This is a genomic window from Brevibacillus nitrificans, assembly GCF_003710965.1.
Classification (GTDB): Bacteria; Bacillota; Bacilli; order Brevibacillales; family Brevibacillaceae; genus Brevibacillus; species Brevibacillus centrosporus.
Genome location: NZ_RHHU01000015.1, coordinates 72,746 through 90,166, shown reverse-complemented (window position 1 = coordinate 90,166; position 17,421 = coordinate 72,746). Strand labels below are relative to the sequence as shown.

The following is a 17,421-nucleotide window of genomic DNA, read 5'->3' as shown; positions in this document are numbered from 1 at the left end:
AATGAATACGAAGTCGACCTTTCACGTAATCGGCTTTCTCCTGCTGTTATTCGCCTTGTTCTCCGGAAGCTGGTTTCTTTGGCTGTTTGGCGGGCTTTTCTTTTTCATGCCAGCAGCTCAAAGCGGGTGGATGCGGCATATGCGCAGATGGGTCAAGCTCGAGTGGAGCGCGGACCAAAGCCGCGTCATGCCAGGGACACCTGTGCGAGTAACGATCCGTATGCACAACAGCTCCTGGCTGCCACTTCCTGCTACCTGGCTGCGCATTACCTTGCCTGAACACGTCACTGTCGAGGGAGCAGACGAAGTGCGCCAGACCAAGCAACGAACCGTCGTGCGACTTCGCCTGGATGTGCCCTTTCGCCAGAGTGTAGAACGCGTCCTGACTCTGACCCCGCATGTCCGTGGCGTCGTTTGGTTGACTGAGGTTCACTCTGATTCGCTCCCCCTGTTCGGAGATGAAGTAAGCCAGCTCTCCTTGCCTGTTTCATTTTCGCTGCTGGTCTACCCGTTGCCGCTGCCCTTGCCTCCGATCCAGCTAGCAGATACCGAACCGGACGGCAGCAGGCTCTCTGCGCAGCGCCAGCAAGAGGATGTCACTTTTCAGCGAGGCGTTCGCGCTTATATTCCGGGAGACCGCTTCAAGCACATCCACTGGAAGGCAACGGCAAAAACCGGGTCTCTGGAAACGCGGCTGTTTGAACATACCTCTCATCCAGACTGGCGAATCATCGGGCATATCCTACCCTCGTATGAGCCAACGCAGCAACGGTATAACGATGCGATCAATGAGCGGACCATCTCTTGTCTGGCGGCCTTATCCATCCTTTGCCGAAAGCGGTCGTACGGCTACGAGCTTTTTCTCAGTGTGAAGCAGCGCGGGCGAGAGTACTACCATCTCCCTGCTGGCAGCGGCAAAAATCATCATCTGCACGTCATGACCCAGCTGGCCCAGATGCACCATTACGTTACGACTCCGCTAACTGTGATCCTTCGTCGGCTGGAAGGCTCTGCTTCCCGTGAAGCTATCCTGCTTGTCACGCCGCGCTTCGACCGCGATCTCGAACAATCCATCGATCGGCTGGTCAGACGCGGGCACACGGTAGCCGTACTGGATCTCTCTGGGGAGCAGTTGCTGCTGCGCCGTTTCGAGACAGGTCGCTCCGCAAATGGAAGGAGAGTGGCCCAATGACCGTTACGACAATTGGCCGTTGGTCGCTTGCCTTTTGGCTCGAAGCCTTGCTGCTCGCTTGCGCTGCGATGATGTTTGGCTGGCTGACCGTCAGCTTGAGCCATTTTCTGATGTTCGGTATCGCTGCCTCTCTGCTGTTCGTCTTGGGCAGCGTTGTCTTTCACGAAGGCAGCCGAAGCCCCTTGCTCCACTTCTTGCTTTATCCCGTCGTCGCCGGGGTTGGGCTGCTTGTGTACGTAACCTTTGATTCCTGGGTGATCGCGCTGCTCGGGGCCGGTCTGTTTTTTTGGCGCATTCATTCCGTCGCTTCCGAAGGGATCAATCACGCCAATCTGCAGCGTAGATTTGTGCTTGGTTTCATGCTGTGCCTCATTCAGTTGACGGTAGCGGGCTTGTATGGAACCGCCTTGCATGCCGAGGCGTTCAATCCTGCTATGTACTATTGGATGCTGGGGCTGATCCTCGTCAGCTACCTGCTCACAAGCCTGGTGGAGTATGTGACTCGCGCGGAAACGGTCACCACACGACTCCCAGCCTCTATTCGCTTCAAGCTTGGCGGACAAGTGCTGGCTGCCCACTCCCTTTTGACCCTGAGCTATATGCTGGTGGCAGCTGCAATACTGGAGCTGCTTGCCTTCCTGTGGGCATGGCTGAAAGGCCCTCTAGGAAGCGGCCTGTACTGGTTGGTCAAGCCGATCCTGGAGCAGCTGGCTGCTTGGAGCGAAGCCTTGGCGGGCACTCTGGGCACGGACCAACGCGTCAATGATCTGTTGGAAAATCAGGGAGCAGGTGCAGATCAGGGATACGTACCCGTCGAGACAGGAGAGCCGCTGATCTCCTTGCTGGAGCCTTACCTGATCGCTGCACTCTCTCTGGTCGTCCTGATTGTGCTCGCCCGGGCGATCTGGAAAAGGCGTTTTCACAAAGCCTCCCAGACAAAAGAAGCAGCCTCCACAGAAGCTTCGACAGCGTGGACGCCACTTGGCTCTGCTGCCAAAGAAGATTCAAGCCCTCTGTGGGATGTACGCGAGTGGTTTAAAAAGGCACCTGGTCCGGCAGACGATCCCGTTCGTTACGCGTACTACCAATTTTTGCAGCATACGACGTCGCTCGGTTACCCCATCTGTCGCTACGAGACCAGCCAGGAGTACTTCGGCAGGCTTCAGCAGCAAATACGGGATTCGGCCTTTATCCAGCTTGCTGCTACGATCACAAGTAGTTATGAACGGTATCGCTATCGGGAGCAGAACCTTACCCCCGCAGAGCTCGCTGCTATGCAGCAAGCGGTGAAAGCCTTGCGGGATACGCCAAAGAGCGATGCACGTGAGACGTAGCGCCACTTTGAACGCGGCTTTTTCCCGGTAACGGGTGGGAAGCTAGCGAAAACAGCTGGTTTTAATCAAATGTTTAAATCCCTTCAAAATAGAGCAGCCCCCTCCCACCTCAAACGGATGGAAAAGGGCTGCTCTGTTTGTCTTAAAGACGGTTAAACTCCTACATTAAAACGCACGTCCGTACTGCTTCGGTGGCTCTAGCTCTTCTGGGGAGAGCGCACGAATCGCGTGGATCGCCCAGTACGGGTCACGCAGCATGCCGCGGCCTACTGCGATCAGATCGGCATCGCCGTTTCCAAGTGTGGCTTCGGCAAGCTTCGCGTCGTCCAGATTGCCTACTGCTATCACTGGTACGTCCAATGCCTGCTTGATGGCACGAGCCAATGGAACTTGATAGCCAGGATGTACTCCCGGTCGTCCTGCCGAGCCGATCGGACCTTCTCCGCCGCTGGACAAATGAAACACATCTACGCCCGCTTCTTTATAGCGACGGCACAGCTCTGTGCTGTACGCCAAGCCGTATCCACCGTCTACGTATTCGACTGCAGAAACACGCATGATCAGTGGCATATCCGCTGGGATTACTTTTTTGACAGCTTGAATCACTTCCACTCCAAACAGGGCCGGATCTTTGCCGTACTGGTCATCCCGCTTGTTGGTCAGCGGAGAGTGGAACTGGTGAATCAAATAGCCGTGCGCCCCATGGATCTCGATCGTGTCCATGCCTGCTTCCACTGCACGTCTCGCAGACTCGGCAAACTTGACGACCATCGCTTGCACCTCTTCGGTAGTCAAAGCGCGAGGCAGCTTGTAGCGAGAGCCTGGAAAAGCAATAGCTGAGGCAGATACAGGAACCTCTGCATCCTCGGCTTTGCGTCCCGCATGGCCAATCTGGATGCCAATTTTCGAACCGTATTTATGCACTTCGGAGACAATGCGAGAAAACGCAGGGATTTGCTCATCTGACCACAAGCCCAGATCGCCGTTTGAAATGCGTCCATCCGGCTCCACATCGGTCATCTCCACGATGATCAGCCCGGTTCCCCCAACTGCACGGGAGACGTAGTGGACAAAATGCCAGTCAGTGGGTGTACCGTCATGCGCGTCCACCGAGTATTGGCACATTGGCGGCATGACAATCCGATTTTTCAATGTAAGACCTTTCAGTTGAAGCGGGGAAGACAACAACGCCATTTGTTCCACTCCTTTTGTATTTTTCATCATCATGCCAAAAGTAAGTAGGATGCGCAATGCTTGCCTGCACTTTGAAACACCTTCGAGAAAATGATGCCGGAAAAAGCATGGACGGAAAACGCAATACATAATAATATATAGTTACGTAAAAATATATTTTCCCGTAAATCCATGCAAACCTTTTCGCCATGACAACCGAATTTGAAAGGAGCATACGATGGAAATCGCTACAGGCGTACACATGCTTCACCTCCCGTTTAACGGGATGGCCATTCATCCTGTTCTTCTCTTCGATCAAGAGACGGTCGTGCTGATCGATACTGGATTCCCCGGTCAGTACGAAGAGCTAAAAGCAGCCATGGAGAAAGCCGGCGCTCCTATCCATCGCTTACACGCGGTCATTCTCACCCACCAGGACATCGATCATATCGGGAACCTGCCCGAGCTTTTGCAGGAGACCGGGGGGCGCATCAGGGTCTACGCCCACGAGCAGGAGGTCCCCTACATCCAGGGCGAGCTTCCCCTCATCAAAGATGAACATGTCAAGCATCCACCAAAAGGGAACGTGACCGATTTGCTGGAGGATGGTCAAGTGCTCCCCTTTTTCGGAGGGATTCAGGTGATCCATACTCCTGGGCATACCGCGGGACATGTCAGTCTCTATTTACGCCAAAGCAAAACGCTAATCGCTGGGGATTCCATATACAGCGTGGATGGAAAGCTGATGGGGCTTCATGTACCAACGGCTCTGGACCCGGAGATGGCCCAGCTCTCCCTGAAAAAATACGCAGATTACGAAATCACCTCTGTCATTTGTTATCACGGAGGGGTCAGTACACAAGACGTCCAAGCGCAGATCCGCGCTCTATAGACAAACAAATCCCCCCTTTGGAGCTTGCTCTGTTCCAAAGGGGGGATTGTCTATTCACGTCATCTGATTACTCCGGCATGGTGCCGATGTAATTGGATTGTGGACGAATGATACGGTTTTTGCTAGCCTGCTCCAGCACATGCGCGCTCCAGCCTACGACGCGGCTAACGGCAAAGGTCGGCGTGAACAGATCGTCGTCAAGACCTACTGCACGCATAACCGCAGCAGCGAAGAACTCGACGTTGGTGTTCAGCTTGCGCCCTGGCTTGTATTCCTCCAGCAGCTTCAGGCCTACCTTCTCCACATGGGTTGCCAGATCGAACCACGGGTCGTTCGCAGACAGCTCGGAAGCGACGACGCGCAACGCAGTGGCACGCGGATCGATGGTCTTGTAGACGCGATGTCCGAAGCCCATGAGGCGTCCGCCGTTCTCCAGCTTGCTGCGCAGCCACGGTTCCGCATTTTCTTTGGTACCGATGGCTTCAATCATTTCCGTTACTTCCGAAGGTGCTCCTCCGTGCAGCGGCCCTTTCAACGTGCCGATCGCTGCTGTGATGGCAGACACCAGATCGGATTCCGTAGAGCTGACGACACGTCCTGCAAACGTAGATGCGTTCATCCCGTGCTCCTGCGTCAAAATCAGATACGCATCCAGCGCACGCACATGGGCAGGGTTCGGTTTCTCGCCTTTCAGCATGTACAGATAGTTGGCTGTATGATCCAACTCGGCGTTTGGTTCGAGCGGCTCAGTGCCTTGCAGACAGGCAAAGCGATACGCGACGATCGTCGGCATCTTTGCCGCCAGCGAAATCACTTCATCGATGGTCGGGGGAAAGCCATGCGATGAGCTTCCCAGTGCCGATACACCTGTACGCAATACACTCATCATATCTACATCTGCCGGAATGAGCTTCAAAATCCCTTTTACATGCTCAGGCAGTTTGCGATTCGCTTTTAGTTTGCTGCTCAGATCAGCCAGTTCCTCTGCACTTGGCAAATGCCCGAACCAGAGCAGGTGAGCAACTTCTTCAAATGTGTGGTGAATAGCCAGATCACGTGCCCAATGACCGCGATAGACCAGCAAGCCATTGATTCCGTCTACCAGACTGAGATCCGTTTCCGCTACAGCGATTCCATCCAGACCAATTGCCAACGTATGTTGTTTACTCATTGATCCCACTCCTTGATTTCATCTCTTTTCCTCCAGTATAAATGATTCGGATTCGTAAATGAAATAAAACAAAATCAAGCTTTTGATCACGATATGCAATCGATCATAAGAAAGCGAAAGTCAGGACCTTCCCGAGATCACAACAGGCGGCATCGGCGCGTACAAGGAGTGCAAAATCTCGACGAAATTCTGCGCTGTGTCGCTGATGCCTCCCTTTGGCATGACGACATAGGAGGCTACTTTTGGCAGCACGAGTCCGGGCGTCGGCAGCTCGATAAACCGATTTTCAAACAAGTCGCGACTGACAGCCGTTCGCGGCAAAAAGGAAACCCCCAACCCCTCCTCAATGAAGCGCTTGGTAATGTCCACTTGGGAGACAGCCATCGTCCGCAGGGAAAGCCCCCTTTGTCTTAGCACCAGCAGCAATTCATCCCAATAGCCCGGATGATTGTGCGTTAACAGCCGTTTGCTTTGCAGCTCCATTTCCCAATCAGGCAGCGGCGCTTCCATATCTCCCCCGTTGGAGGGCACTGCGAATACGACTGGATCTTCATAAAGCAAATAGGTAGCCAGCTGAAATTCTCCCGGCACCATCCGTGTCAGCCCGAGGTCGGCTTGGCCACTCTGTACCAGCGGCCCAATCTCAACGGAGTCCGCAATCTTAATCGCCAAATCCACATCCGGATACAGCTTGGTGTAGCGACGCAGCAAATGAGACAATCTCGCGCGGGCGATGATCGGTGATACCGCCAGATTCAGCTTTTCCCGGTACCCCTGCCGCCATGCCTGCAAATCCTCGATCCCGTGATGCCATTGCTCCAAGAGTGCTTTCGCATGCGGCAAATAGCGTTTTCCCGCAGCTGTCAGGCGCACTCGTTTGCCCACTCGTTCAAACAACTCAATTCCCAGTTCTTTTTCTAGCTGTCGGATATGCTGACTGACGGTTGGCTGAGCGATGAACAAGGCTTCGGCCGTCTGATGAAAATTTTCCGTCGTAGCCGCGATCATAAACGTTTGCAGCACACGAAAATCCACTTGCTTTCCCTCCTTATTTCAGAACTGGCGTTGACCACTCTCTATTTTCCTTATATATCAGGCATTATGATCTCTCTACTCCTATCATGGAGAAAATCCGTTGTGGAATGCAAGCTCTTTCCCGTTGTCTTTGATCCTATCACCCGGGCCTTATTTCCTATTTTTAGAAAAATTTTACTGTAACATACATTTCTTCAAGTCCCTTATGGTACAATACGAAATCGAGTGCGAAATTCCATACAACCGCACTTCAATACAGAGAGAGATACCAAGGGAGGAACCTCATGGAAACCGCAACAAACGTGACCCCACCGCGCAAAAGCCTGAAAAAGCCTTTGCTGATTGCCGGTGTGGCAGCTGTCGTGGTTCTCGGTGGACTGGGAACTGCATTTGCAAAGCTCGATGTTTTTAAAAGCGCCAAAACCATTTATCTGCAATCGGAAGCAGAAAGCATGCTGAAATTCTCCGACGACATCTCGCAGGCGTACGGAAAATATGAAGACTACATGAAGCCCTATCTGGAGCAGCCTGTTCACTCCAGCATGGAAATCAGTGATATCAATCTGGATGCGACCATTCCGGACCCAGAAGCTCAAAAAATACTCGACCTCCTGAAAAGCGCCAAGTTCGTCATGCAAAGCAACGTCGACGAGCAGAAGCGCCAGCAGTCGGGCAACATCGAGGTACATCTGTCCGACAAAAAACTGGCTACCCTCGAATATTTCCTGAATGACACAACTTTGGGCTTTAAGCTTCCGGAGTTTTATTCCAAATACGGCTTCGTCGATCTGAAGGACCGTGATGCCCTGAAAGAAAAGCTGGGGCAGGATTTGCCGAAGCGTTTCATGACTTACAACGATCTCTACAAAGCTGTTTCAATCAAGCAGGATGAAGTGCAAAGCGTGCTCACTCCTTATGCGCTGCTCTATGCAAACAGCTTGAAGGACAGCCAAGTGACGCTCAAAAAGGATGTGGCTTTCTCCGAAGAGGGCTTCCAGGCGAGCGCTCGTGAAGTTACGGTCAGCTTTACAGAAGAAGAAGCACGTACATTGGCTACGCAGCTTGTAGAAAAAGCCAAAACCGATACGAAGCTGTTTGACTTGATCTATACACGCTATCACAATGTCGCAACGCTCATGGCAGACAGCGGCTATGCGTTCGAAGAGATTTCCAAGGAAGAGTTCAAGAAAAACTACGACCAAGGCTTCGACGACATGCTCGCCGATCTGAAAGAAAACACTACGACAAGCAACGAACAGCTGAAAATGGTGATGCTCATCGACAACGATCACCAAATCCTGTCTCGCAAGCTTTTGTTCACTGGTGAAAAAGGCAACGAGGAACAAGTCTTCCTCAACACCGTCACTTACAAAAACGCGGGAGACAGCTACTATCGCTATAGCCTGCTCAATCCAGAAGCGACGGAAAAAGGCGAAATGTCCTTTACGTACAAAGCCTCTGAAAAGAGCGGCAAAACAACAGGGAATGTCGGCGTAATTGTCAAGGAAGCAGACGCTGAAGTGCTCAACCTCAAATCCGATTTCGAAACGACCAAAGAAGATAAGAAGGAATCCGGCAACTACAACTTCACCTTGGCGTTCCAAGACGAATTCCAGCCTCAGCCAGTCTCTCTGTCTGGTACCATCACCATGTCAGAGACCAAGACGGACAAGGGCGCAGACGCGGACGGCAGCGTAAAACTCACGTTCAACGATCCAGATCCTGAGATGCCAAAGGGCATTAGCTTCAAGCTGAAATCAAAGGCTGAATTCGGCAAAGCTTTGGAAATCCCGGCTCTGAACGCGGAAAACTCCGTGAATCTGGCTACCGTCACAGACGAGCAAATGATGGAAATCCAGCAGGAAGTAGGCATTTCCGCTCAAAAATTCATGGAAGACAACGCAGAGCTGGTTCAACAGTTCATGGTGCCTTAATTTACACTTACAAAACGCTTTAAAACGCGGGGATCGTTCGACTCCCGCGTTTTTTCTTTTTCTTCTATTTACTAGTGCGATCCGCTTTCTCCAAAAATGCCCGAACCGTCTTTCGATACGCTTCTGGTTCCTCCAGATAGGCGAGATGCGAGCTGTTTTCAAAGACATGGAATTTTGCATTCGGGACTAGAGATTGATAATACTGCGTTGACTCCGGTGCTGCTTCATCGTATCGCCCGCAGATAAAAAGGCTGGGAATCTCGATTTCATGCAGCTTGGGCGTGTAATCAAATGTCTTGAGATTTCCCGTCGGACAAAACTCGGATGGTCCCCACATCTTCATATAGATATCCTTGTTGCCCTTGGAGCGGCTTTCCACCATCACAGCTGGCAAAGGATCGAGTCTGCATACGTGTCTGCTGTAGTATACTTTCATAGCGTCCTGATACTCTTTGGAGTCCGTCGTTCCCTGCTCTTCGTGCCTCGAGATGGTCTCCTGCACCTCTTTCGGCAGTTCGGCCAGGAAGCGATCCGCATCCTGCTTCCAGCGTTCCGCGCTGAGACATGGACTGGAAAAAATGACGCTCTGCACGCCTGCCGGTTTGCGATCCACCAGATAAGCGGCCGCGAGCATCGTTCCCCAGGAATGCCCCAGAATATGTACGTGGTCGAGGCCAAGTGCTTCGCGAATATCTGCAAGCTCCTGCACAAATCGCTCTGTTTTCCACAGCGCATCATCTGTCGGCCGATCGGAATTTCCCGAACCGAGCTGATCGTAAAATACTACCGGTCTTTCGTCAGCCAGAACGTGAAGGGCTGCCTGAAGCGGATCATGTGTGTTGCCCGGCCCACCATGCAGCACGATCAGAGGAGTCTTCTCCTTGTTTTCTTCCCCGAGCAGGCTGTACCATACTCTGCCCCCTGGAACCTTCACATAGCCTTCTTTTCGCTCCATGCCGTTCCCTCCCATTTCTTTCCCTGCTACAGGGTTTGAACCAGTCTTTCTGCGCCTCCATTATAGCCCCAATACAGCAGGTAGGCGACCGCCATATAAAATACGAGTCGATCCATCTGTCGATACAGTCTTTTGGTCAGCTTGATGCCGATCCAGCCTTGGCGAATCGGCCATAAAAACTGGATGCGTCCCACCATCGCGTCACTGATCAGATGGGACAACAAACCAAACAGGGCCGCTTTCGCCAGGAAGGTATCTCCAAATAATAAGGCAGGCAAAAGCAGGATCACCCAGGAATGTGTCAGGGTCCTGTGCCCCATTCCTTTTTGCATGGCGTACGAGAGCGGTCTTACCATGCTCCCCAGCTTGCTTCGTGTTTGATCAATATCTGGCAAGAGTCCCATCCCGGCTCCCATCGCAACTCCCTTCCATGAAGGGTAGGCGTAGTAACCAGCTATGGCCCCCAGTACCAGATGTGTCTTCCATGTCATTGCCTTTCACACCGACTTTCATCGTTAGTAAGGAGAATTGTGCATCGTTAGTGCGTCTGGCGGTTCCTTATTCTCTACGATTGTGTTCGTTCTACACCTGCAATCTCCCCACGCACCCAGCCTTCTCCTGACACGACCAAAAAGAGCTGAGGGACGACTGCCGGATGATAGCCAACCACTCCAGCTGCTTCCACATGTATGCAGCCGATGTGCACCGGGCCTGGTGTTTGCATAATGCGGGAAATCGTCGCGTGCGCAGAGTCAAAGCGATCGATTTTTCGACCTACCTGCTGATCAAAACGGAACAATTTCATGTGGCAAATCCTCCCTCTTTCAACACCTGACTTCTATCATAGCCCAATCAGCTACAGGGGTACAGACTCCATCATGGCTTGAACCAGATGTCCTTGTAGTCGACAAACCCCCACGCATTCAAGGAGACGCCCGCTAGCGCAGAGTGATGAGAGGACTGCTGAAGCGAATGATACAAAAACAGTACGACAAAGCGTTCCTTCAATCGCTCCTCCACCTGCATCAGGGCTTCTCGCTGTCGCAAAGGCTCGCTCTCCCTCATGAGCTTGTCCATCTCCTGATCGATCGTCTCACGCATAGGCTCGTCCCAGATCAAACGCATGAACCCCCGATCCGACTTGTACATCTCCACGAGTCCCATCAGGAGCTGATCGTCAAACACTTCCCCCACAAGAATCACATCCGCTTGGAGCAGCGTTTCCTCTTTTTGCAGCTCGACAATCGGAACGACAACCGTCTTTACGCAAACGCCCATCGCTTGCAAATGGCGCTCGAGCCACTCTGCGTCCTGCTCGTTTCCCGCTCCTTTGTACGTATACAGCATGACTGTCTCTCCCAGGTAGCCAGCTGCTGCGAGCAGCTCTCTTGCCTCATCCGGACGTACGGGACCTGGAATGTGCGGCTCGGTTTGCCATTCCTGAATGAAACCGCTGGCAGGCTGATACCTTTTTCCTCCGACTTCCCGAATCATTTTTTCCCGATCCAGCAAACGATGGATCGCTTCCCGAAACGCAGGATTTTGCTGGGGACCGTCACGCCTTACATTAAACGCCATGTATTTGCAGCCCTTTTCCAGCCTCTGCAGCTCCTGCCATTTGTCTTTTCGCTCATAGCGATCCGGCATCAGCTGAACGAGATGTACCTCTCCCTCGATGGAGGTGGGCTCAGGTACGATCCATATTTCTACCCGATCGAGGTGAGCTCGGCCGAGAAAGTAGGCAGGAAATGCTTCCAGAATAAACATCTGATCGCTGTTTTCCACCAAAGTAAACGGCCCTGTTCCGACAGGCTCGCGAGCGAAACGTTCTCCTTTTTCTTCGACCACCTCTCGTGGAACGATCGAAAGTCGATCCGAAGCTAGGTAAGACAGGAGCAGCTGGTTGGGGCGAGAGAGACTGATTTTCACGATGGTGTCCCTGATCGCTACGATCTGTGCCACGTCCTGCAGCATCCATTCATAAGGCGAGCCTGTCCTGGGGTTTCCGATGCGCTCCAGCGTCCAGACGACATCGTCAGCAGTCAGCTCTCGGCCGTGGTGAAACAGTACGCCTTTTCGCAAATAAAACGTCCACTCCGTCCCATCGTCGTTGGCTTCCCAATGGTGGGCAATATGAGGCAAAAAGATCCCTTTTTCCTCATCGTAGCGTATGAGGGTATCGAAAATCTGTTTGACCATATGCGACTCTGTCGCCCGTCCGACGTACGCAGGGTCCAAGGCTGGAATCGTCCGGTAAAACGACATACGGAGCGTATCCCGCGTCCGGTCCCCTCCTTCTTCGGTCAAAAACCCAAACTGTCCCGACAACCAATCCAAAAAGCGTTCTCTGGCTCTAGCAGATACACTCCACTCCAGGAGCAGCTGCATCGCCTTTTCCATATCTCCATGCTGTACGTACGCTTGGGCCAGAGGTAAAACGATTTGCTCTTTTGTGCGCAAAAAAACCACTTGCGAGACATTTCCTCTGCCCCGACCTGGAAACCATTCCAGCCATTGCAGCTCCACTAGCTGCTTCACCACCAGTTTGGCGTTGCGTACCGTGCAATAGAAAATGGCGGCAAGCTCAGAAAGCGTCACTTCTTGCCGCACACCTTCCCCCACGTGGGCAAAATGCTGGCGAAGCCGCAGGTAATGATAAGCGATCTGCATGGAATACACCTTCTTTGGCGAGTAGCTTTCTTTTCCTTAAGAATATCTCTATCGAGGCCTGTTCGAGGAGGAGCGACCGCGTTTTCGCGGAAAGTTTTACCAAAGGAATGCCAGAAGCGGACGCTGAGGCACTTCGCCATGCGCTCCGGAATTCATAAGCACTACGTTTATAAATTCCTATCCGTTTAAAAAGGGGAAGTTCATTCCAGATTACTTTACCCTTTTTCTTCCCCTTTTCCAAGCTACAATAAAAAGCATCGAAGCAGTTGACACCCCCATACCTAAAAGGAGGCAAATGCTGTGTCTGCACCTGACATACAGACTGGAGCAACCCCCGAGGAAAAATCGGCCTCGCAGACGTCCATTTGGCGTAACCGCCCGTTTCTCATCCTGTTTTTGACCTCTGCTTTTGTCACCTGCGGAGCAAAGGTCTACGAGCTTGCCCTGCCACTCATCCTGTACGATATGACACGCTCTCCCCTTACCATGACTACGATGAAGAGCATCGAGTTTTTGCCCAATCTGCTTTTGGCGATGTTCATCGGCGTCTGGGTAGACCGCTTCTCTAAAAAGCGTTGGTCTCAGTGGATGGTGTTTGGTCAGATGGTGCTCCTGTTTCTCCTGTACGCACTCGTCGAATCAGGACGAGCTGAGATTCTCCACTTTTACCTGGCCGGCTTCCTGCTCATGGCACTGAACTACGGCTACAGCAATGCCCGGGTCAGCATCATCAAGCAGGTGGTTCCCAAGCCACTGCTCACCACGGCCAACGCCCGCTTCTCCTTTTTGTTCACCTTGATCGACATCATGGGACCTGCCATCTCCGGCTTTATCCTGCTGCTTGCAAGCCTGCACAACGGTTTGCTGATTACCGGGACCGCCTACCTGGTCGCGTTGATCGCCGTCTCGTTCCTCGAGCGGGAAAAGGAGCCTCCCGTGAGCACTGCGAAGGGAACATTTTGGCAGGACTTTCGCGCAGGGTGGCAGGAGCTTCTTTCCAATCGGCCGCTGTGGATGATTACGATCCTTGTCATCTTTCTCAATGCGACATCGGGTGTGTACGACGCCATGCTCATCTTCTTCGCCAAAGACCATTTGCAGTTGAACAACTCCCAGCTAGGACTCGTTCTCTCGGTAGCAGGCGCAGGGGGACTCATCGGCAGTACGCTGGTCGCGCGCCTGCGCAAGCGGTTCCCGACTGGACGCATCCTGGGGACGACGATTTTGCTGCTCGGTGTCGCTTACCTGCTCATGGCACTCGCGCAAAATGTATGGATGCTGTGCCTCTCGCTCTTCCTGTCGGGGATGATCGGCACGATTGAAAGCATCTGCATCTGGACGTTTCGCCAGGAAACCACTCCGACTCACCTGATAGGCCGCATCAGCGGAATTACTGGCTCCATCTTCAAGCTGGGGATGGTCTTCTCGATTTACGGCTCCGGCTGGGTGACGGTCTGGCAAGGTCCATGGGCGGCTTTCCTGGCTGCAGCAGTCGGCAACCTTCTGATTTTTCTCGTCTATCGCAGGCTGTCCTTGTGGAGGCTGGCTTAGGGATTGGTAAAAGAAAGAGCCACAGACTGCCCTAAAATGGGTCTGTGGCTTGGTTGCTTTTCCGTTTTCTACGCCTTGAAACGGGCCATCAGCTTCTCCAGCTCTTCTGCCAGACTCGCCAATGACATAGCGGATGTATAAATTTCCTCCATCGACGCCAGCTGCTCTTCTGTCGCTGCTGAGACATCCAGCGTGCGCGATACGCCTTGCTGAGTGACTCTGGCAATCACCCGCATCGATTCCGCTACCTTTTCTGTGCTGTCCGTCAGCGTGCGGGAAGCGGCGGAGACATCCTGCACCTCTGTCGTGACCCGGACGACCGCATCCCGGATATGGGCAAACGCATGGCCTGCCTGCGCTACTCCATCCATGCACAGAGCCGTTTGCTCCGAGCTTTTCTCTACAGAAAGAATCGCTTCCTGGGTTTCTCTCTGAATCACTTCAATTAGCTGCGTGATTTTGCCAGCGGACGTCGAAGCCTGCTCAGCCAGCTTTCGCACCTCATCTGCCACGACCGCAAAGCCTCTGCCATGCTCACCGGCACGAGCCGCCTCAATCGCAGCATTCAACGCGAGCAGGTTCGTTTGCGCCGCGATGCCCGTAATTACGTCCACGATCTGGCCGATCTCCTCGGAGCGAGCACCCAACCCGCTGACCAGACGTGTCAGGCTTTCCATGGCTTCCCCCATACCATCCATCTGATTAACGACGAGCTGAATGGCCTGATTTCCATCTGCAGCAAGATCCGAAGTGCGAATGGCGGTGGCGGATACGTTCTCGGCACGCACTGCGATCTGTCCGATCCCCGCAGCCATCCCTTCGACCTCGAGGTGACTGGCTTCCACATTCTGCGCCTGATGCTCACTGCCTGCTGCCATCTCCTGCACAGTGCCGGCAATCTGCTCGGTAGCCTTGCTCGTCTGCTCCGAGCTGGCCGTGAGCTGCTCGGCTGATGCCGCTACCTGTTCGGCGTGACTTCTCACTTGCAGAATAAGCTCCCGCAAATTGCGAATCATCCGGTTAAAGGATTCTGCCAGCTTCCCGATCTCATCCTTGGAGGTAACCGACAGCTCCTGTGTCAGATCGCCTTCTCCGTCTGCAATGGCAGTAAGCTGCTTTTGAATCCGGTAAATAGGCAGTACGATGGAGCGAACGAGAAAGGCTCCCATCATGATTGCAAACAGAATTCCTACAACGCTAAAGGATGATTGAATGATTTCCGAAGTAACGCGGTTCGTTTCCAATCTGGCTTTTTCCGCTTCCTTATTGACGCTTACCTTCACAGTCAGTTGATCGATAATCTCGTCCAATTGCTTTCGCGCTTGTCTCTCGTCACCGAAGTGGAGGCGAATCGCTTCTTCCCGATCCCCTTTTGCATAGGCATCTACCGCTTTATTGCTCGCTTCCAAATAAGCGTTGAAGCGTTCCTGTAGCGGTTCCAACTCTTTCCCGTACTTCTGAATTGTATGCGGATTCTTGTTTATTTTATCAGCCAGGGCTGCGATTCTCTCCACTCTTTCTTGCATTTCCTTTGCGTACGAGGCATCTCCAGTCAAAAAATAGCCCCGTTCGTCGTTGTTGCGCCCTGTCATGACGAATTGTATTTCACGCAGCGAGGTGAGAAGCTCTCCCTCATCGATCATCTCCGTGTAAGAGGCGGTGAGCATTTTGGTTTGAACGTACATATAAGTGCCTGAACTTAGCATGATAGCCAAAATGACGCCAAACGCAATGATGAATTTGGTTCTGATTTTCATGATGAGCCTCCTTCTTTTTGTTACAACCGGGAGAAATGTCGAAAACAGTCGAACCCCCACACTATCTGTTCCCCGTCCTCTATGCCTTCAAACTTCGCCGCAAGCAAAAAACCCCGCACAGCCGCGCGGGGAATCCTCACTAGAACCACTCTTCTACTTCACACCAGATCGTGCCCGTTTCAATTCCTAACTCTTGCCGTAAGCTCTGGCTCTACAGCTTTTCGATGACTTTGTCGATCAGGCCGTATTCCAATGCTTCTTTTGCCGATAGGAAGTAATCACGGTCCGCATCCTTTTCAATCTGCTCCACCGTCTTGCCAGAGCGCTCGGCGATAATGGAGTACAGCAAATGGCGGTGGCGCAAAATCCGATCGGCTGCGATCTTGATGTCACTCGCCTGACCCTGACTGCCACCCCATGGCTGGTGAAGCATGACCTCTGCATTCGGGAGAGCGTAGCGTTTGCCCGGCGCTCCCGCTACCAGCAGCATAGCCCCCATAGAAGCGGCCATCCCTGTGCAAATCGTAGATACCTCTGGCTTCACGAAATTCATGGTGTCAATGATCGCCATCCCCGCCGTTACGGACCCGCCCGGCGAATTGATGTACAGATGAATGTCCTTTGTCGGGTCTTCCGCCGCCAGGAACAGCAGCTGTGCCACGACGGCATTGGCTACCTGATCATCGATGGCACTGCCGAGAAAAATGATCCGATCCTTCAGCAAACGGGAGTAGATATCATACGAACGCTCACCGTAACTGGTTTGCTCTACAACTACCGGAATAAGATTCATCCAAAACGCCTCCTTTTAATGACGGGATATTTGGTAATGACTGTTAAGCGGCATTGCACATGCACATCGACTGCGGCGAAGCAGCCTGCACACTTTTGTGGTGAAAGCCGGAGGACACCTCTGTGACGATAGCCGGGCTCTCAGCAGGCCCCACTGTCCACGTCTTGACGGAAGCCTCCTGCTCCACAGCTGGGGGATTCCCTGCCCGAGACGGAAGCGAAATGACATTGCCCGATTGACGCTCCGGGCGGCTTTCCCAAACCACTACGGGTCTGGCCTTGCTTGGCGAAGTGGACTCTGCTCTCATGACTCTGTTCCTCCTTCTTTCGGATACACAGCGAGAATGACTTGATACGTCTCTTGCCCTTGTGCCTGTGTCTGATACTTTTTCACCAGCTGATTCACCAGCTGCACGTATTCCTCGACAAAGGCACTTCGCTGTTCTGCACTCGCCAGACGAATGCTGGCGTCGAGCGTCGCACTCGGTATCTGCTCTTCCTGATCGGAGCGCTCCATCAAAGCCAGGGCATCCCTTTTGATTCGCTCCGCTGTATTGACCAGATGCGACAAGGCTCCCTGATCCTTCATCTGCTGGACCGTATCACTCGCCCAGTTCAATGCTTCCGATAAAACGTATGTCCGCGCGATGGCCAAATAGAGCACCTCAACCAGATTGCGCACCTGACGACTGCCGACTTTGCGCACCAGCCCGACCTTTTCCAGCGCTTTCAAATGATAGTTCACCCGCTGGGGAATTTCGTTGATCCCACGGGCTACCTCAGCAGCGGACGCTGGCTCCGTCAACCGGCTCAAAATCTCTGCTCGCAGCGGGTTCAACAGCGCCATCGCCTGTTCCGGTGATTCGACTACATACGTCTCCAACTGTTCATGTGCCACTAAAACACCTCATGACATTAATCATTTACGTAAAAATAGTTTATTACGTAGCTTTTCATTTGTCAAA

16 protein-coding genes are annotated in these 17,421 nt (G+C 52.9%); 5 read left to right on the top strand and 11 right to left on the bottom strand.

Going from position 1 to position 17,421, the window contains the following annotated elements; translation table 11 throughout:
* Position 1 precedes the first annotated feature (1 nt).
* Together EDM59_RS22515 and EDM59_RS22510 are read left to right on the top strand one after the other, a co-directional pair.
* Positions 2-1,192 (top strand): DUF58 domain-containing protein, encoded by a 1,191-nt coding sequence (locus tag EDM59_RS22515; RefSeq protein ID WP_122925674.1) that lies wholly within the window; start codon positions 2-4, stop codon positions 1,190-1,192.
* Complete coding sequence (locus EDM59_RS22510) at positions 1,189-2,526, top strand: DUF4129 domain-containing protein (protein ID WP_122925673.1); 1,338 nt, start codon at positions 1,189-1,191, stop codon at positions 2,524-2,526. The genes EDM59_RS22515 and EDM59_RS22510 overlap by 4 nt, the downstream gene beginning before the upstream one ends.
* Before the next feature lie 165 nt (positions 2,527-2,691).
* On the opposite strand, the gene EDM59_RS22505 is transcribed toward EDM59_RS22510, so the two are convergent.
* Positions 2,692-3,720 carry an NADH:flavin oxidoreductase/NADH oxidase gene (locus EDM59_RS22505; RefSeq protein ID WP_122925672.1) on the bottom strand — a complete coding sequence of 343 codons (1,029 nt, stop codon included), beginning with the start codon at positions 3,718-3,720 and terminating at the stop codon, positions 2,692-2,694.
* A 217-nt stretch (positions 3,721-3,937) separates the two neighbouring features.
* On the opposite strand from EDM59_RS22505, the gene EDM59_RS22500 reads away from it, so the two are divergent.
* Positions 3,938-4,591: an MBL fold metallo-hydrolase gene (locus EDM59_RS22500; protein ID WP_122925671.1), complete on the top strand. Its 654-nt coding sequence runs from the start codon at positions 3,938-3,940 to the stop codon at positions 4,589-4,591.
* Positions 4,592-4,658: 67 nt separating this feature from the next.
* Here the strand turns inward: EDM59_RS22500 and EDM59_RS22495 are convergent, their stop codons facing one another.
* Positions 4,659-5,762 (bottom strand): citrate synthase/methylcitrate synthase, encoded by a 1,104-nt coding sequence (locus tag EDM59_RS22495; protein ID WP_122925670.1) that lies wholly within the window; start codon positions 5,760-5,762, stop codon positions 4,659-4,661.
* Between the two features lie 120 nt (positions 5,763-5,882).
* Complete coding sequence (locus EDM59_RS22490) at positions 5,883-6,797, bottom strand: LysR family transcriptional regulator (RefSeq protein WP_122925669.1); 915 nt, start codon at positions 6,795-6,797, stop codon at positions 5,883-5,885.
* Positions 6,798-7,081: 284 nt separating this feature from the next.
* Here EDM59_RS22490 and EDM59_RS22485 point away from each other — a divergent pair, with 284 nt between their 5' ends.
* The gene (locus EDM59_RS22485; protein WP_122925668.1) at positions 7,082-8,731 is read left to right on the top strand and encodes a DUF6583 family protein; all 1,650 of its coding nucleotides are present in this window, start codon (positions 7,082-7,084) and stop codon (positions 8,729-8,731) included.
* A gap of 64 nt (positions 8,732-8,795) precedes the next feature.
* Here the strand turns inward: EDM59_RS22485 and EDM59_RS22480 are convergent, their stop codons facing one another.
* The 4 genes from EDM59_RS22480 to EDM59_RS22465 all read right to left on the bottom strand — a co-directional run bounded on the left by EDM59_RS22480 (position 8,796) and on the right by EDM59_RS22465 (position 12,356).
* Entirely contained in the window at positions 8,796-9,686 is an 891-nt protein-coding gene (locus EDM59_RS22480; RefSeq protein WP_122925667.1) for a proline iminopeptidase-family hydrolase, read from the bottom strand.
* Between the two features lie 26 nt (positions 9,687-9,712).
* Positions 9,713-10,177, bottom strand: coding sequence for a metal-dependent hydrolase (locus tag EDM59_RS22475; protein WP_122925666.1), 465 nt, complete (start codon positions 10,175-10,177; stop codon positions 9,713-9,715).
* 74 nt (positions 10,178-10,251) lie between these two features.
* Complete coding sequence (locus tag EDM59_RS22470) at positions 10,252-10,491, bottom strand: hypothetical protein (RefSeq protein ID WP_246011190.1); 240 nt, start codon at positions 10,489-10,491, stop codon at positions 10,252-10,254.
* 71 nt (positions 10,492-10,562) lie between these two features.
* Entirely contained in the window at positions 10,563-12,356 is a 1,794-nt protein-coding gene (locus EDM59_RS22465) for an SgrR family transcriptional regulator (RefSeq protein ID WP_122925665.1), read from the bottom strand.
* A gap of 300 nt (positions 12,357-12,656) precedes the next feature.
* Here EDM59_RS22465 and EDM59_RS22460 point away from each other — a divergent pair, with 300 nt between their 5' ends.
* The gene (locus EDM59_RS22460) at positions 12,657-13,907 is read left to right on the top strand and encodes an MFS transporter (protein ID WP_122925664.1); all 1,251 of its coding nucleotides are present in this window, start codon (positions 12,657-12,659) and stop codon (positions 13,905-13,907) included.
* 68 nt (positions 13,908-13,975) lie between these two features.
* Here the strand turns inward: EDM59_RS22460 and EDM59_RS22455 are convergent, their stop codons facing one another.
* From EDM59_RS22455 to EDM59_RS22440, 4 genes are all read right to left on the bottom strand, one after another.
* Positions 13,976-15,664 (bottom strand): methyl-accepting chemotaxis protein, encoded by a 1,689-nt coding sequence (locus EDM59_RS22455; protein WP_122925663.1) that lies wholly within the window; start codon positions 15,662-15,664, stop codon positions 13,976-13,978.
* 211 nt (positions 15,665-15,875) lie between these two features.
* Positions 15,876-16,457 (bottom strand): ATP-dependent Clp endopeptidase proteolytic subunit ClpP, encoded by a 582-nt coding sequence (gene clpP / locus EDM59_RS22450; protein WP_122925662.1) that lies wholly within the window; start codon positions 16,455-16,457, stop codon positions 15,876-15,878.
* 43 nt (positions 16,458-16,500) lie between these two features.
* Positions 16,501-16,764: a hypothetical protein gene (locus tag EDM59_RS22445; protein WP_122925661.1), complete on the bottom strand. Its 264-nt coding sequence runs from the start codon at positions 16,762-16,764 to the stop codon at positions 16,501-16,503.
* Positions 16,761-17,354, bottom strand: coding sequence for a winged helix-turn-helix domain-containing protein (locus tag EDM59_RS22440; RefSeq protein ID WP_092270708.1), 594 nt, complete (start codon positions 17,352-17,354; stop codon positions 16,761-16,763). Before EDM59_RS22440 ends, EDM59_RS22445 begins: the two co-directional genes overlap by 4 nt.
* Positions 17,355-17,421: the final 67 nt, after the last annotated feature.

Bases quoted from the DNA above. Each gene is read 5' to 3' on its own strand.
- EDM59_RS22515 (WP_122925674.1), top strand. From the start codon at position 2: ATGAATACGAAGTCGACCTTTCACGTAATCGGCTTTCTCCTGCTGTTA.
- EDM59_RS22510 (WP_122925673.1), top strand. From the start codon at position 1,189: ATGACCGTTACGACAATTGGCCGTTGGTCGCTTGCCTTTTGGCTCGAA.
- EDM59_RS22455 (WP_122925663.1), bottom strand. From the start codon at position 15,664: ATGAAAATCAGAACCAAATTCATCATTGCGTTTGGCGTCATTTTGGCT.
- clpP (WP_122925662.1), bottom strand. From the start codon at position 16,457: ATGAATCTTATTCCGGTAGTTGTAGAGCAAACCAGTTACGGTGAGCGT.
- EDM59_RS22485 (WP_122925668.1), top strand. From the start codon at position 7,082: ATGGAAACCGCAACAAACGTGACCCCACCGCGCAAAAGCCTGAAAAAG.
- EDM59_RS22505 (WP_122925672.1), bottom strand. From the start codon at position 3,720: ATGGCGTTGTTGTCTTCCCCGCTTCAACTGAAAGGTCTTACATTGAAA.
- EDM59_RS22500 (WP_122925671.1), top strand. From the start codon at position 3,938: ATGGAAATCGCTACAGGCGTACACATGCTTCACCTCCCGTTTAACGGG.
- EDM59_RS22475 (WP_122925666.1), bottom strand. From the start codon at position 10,177: ATGACATGGAAGACACATCTGGTACTGGGGGCCATAGCTGGTTACTAC.
- EDM59_RS22495 (WP_122925670.1), bottom strand. From the start codon at position 5,762: ATGAGTAAACAACATACGTTGGCAATTGGTCTGGATGGAATCGCTGTA.
- EDM59_RS22445 (WP_122925661.1), bottom strand. From the start codon at position 16,764: ATGAGAGCAGAGTCCACTTCGCCAAGCAAGGCCAGACCCGTAGTGGTT.
- EDM59_RS22470 (WP_246011190.1), bottom strand. From the start codon at position 10,491: ATGAAATTGTTCCGTTTTGATCAGCAGGTAGGTCGAAAAATCGATCGC.
- EDM59_RS22480 (WP_122925667.1), bottom strand. From the start codon at position 9,686: ATGGAGCGAAAAGAAGGCTATGTGAAGGTTCCAGGGGGCAGAGTATGG.
- EDM59_RS22465 (WP_122925665.1), bottom strand. From the start codon at position 12,356: ATGCAGATCGCTTATCATTACCTGCGGCTTCGCCAGCATTTTGCCCAC.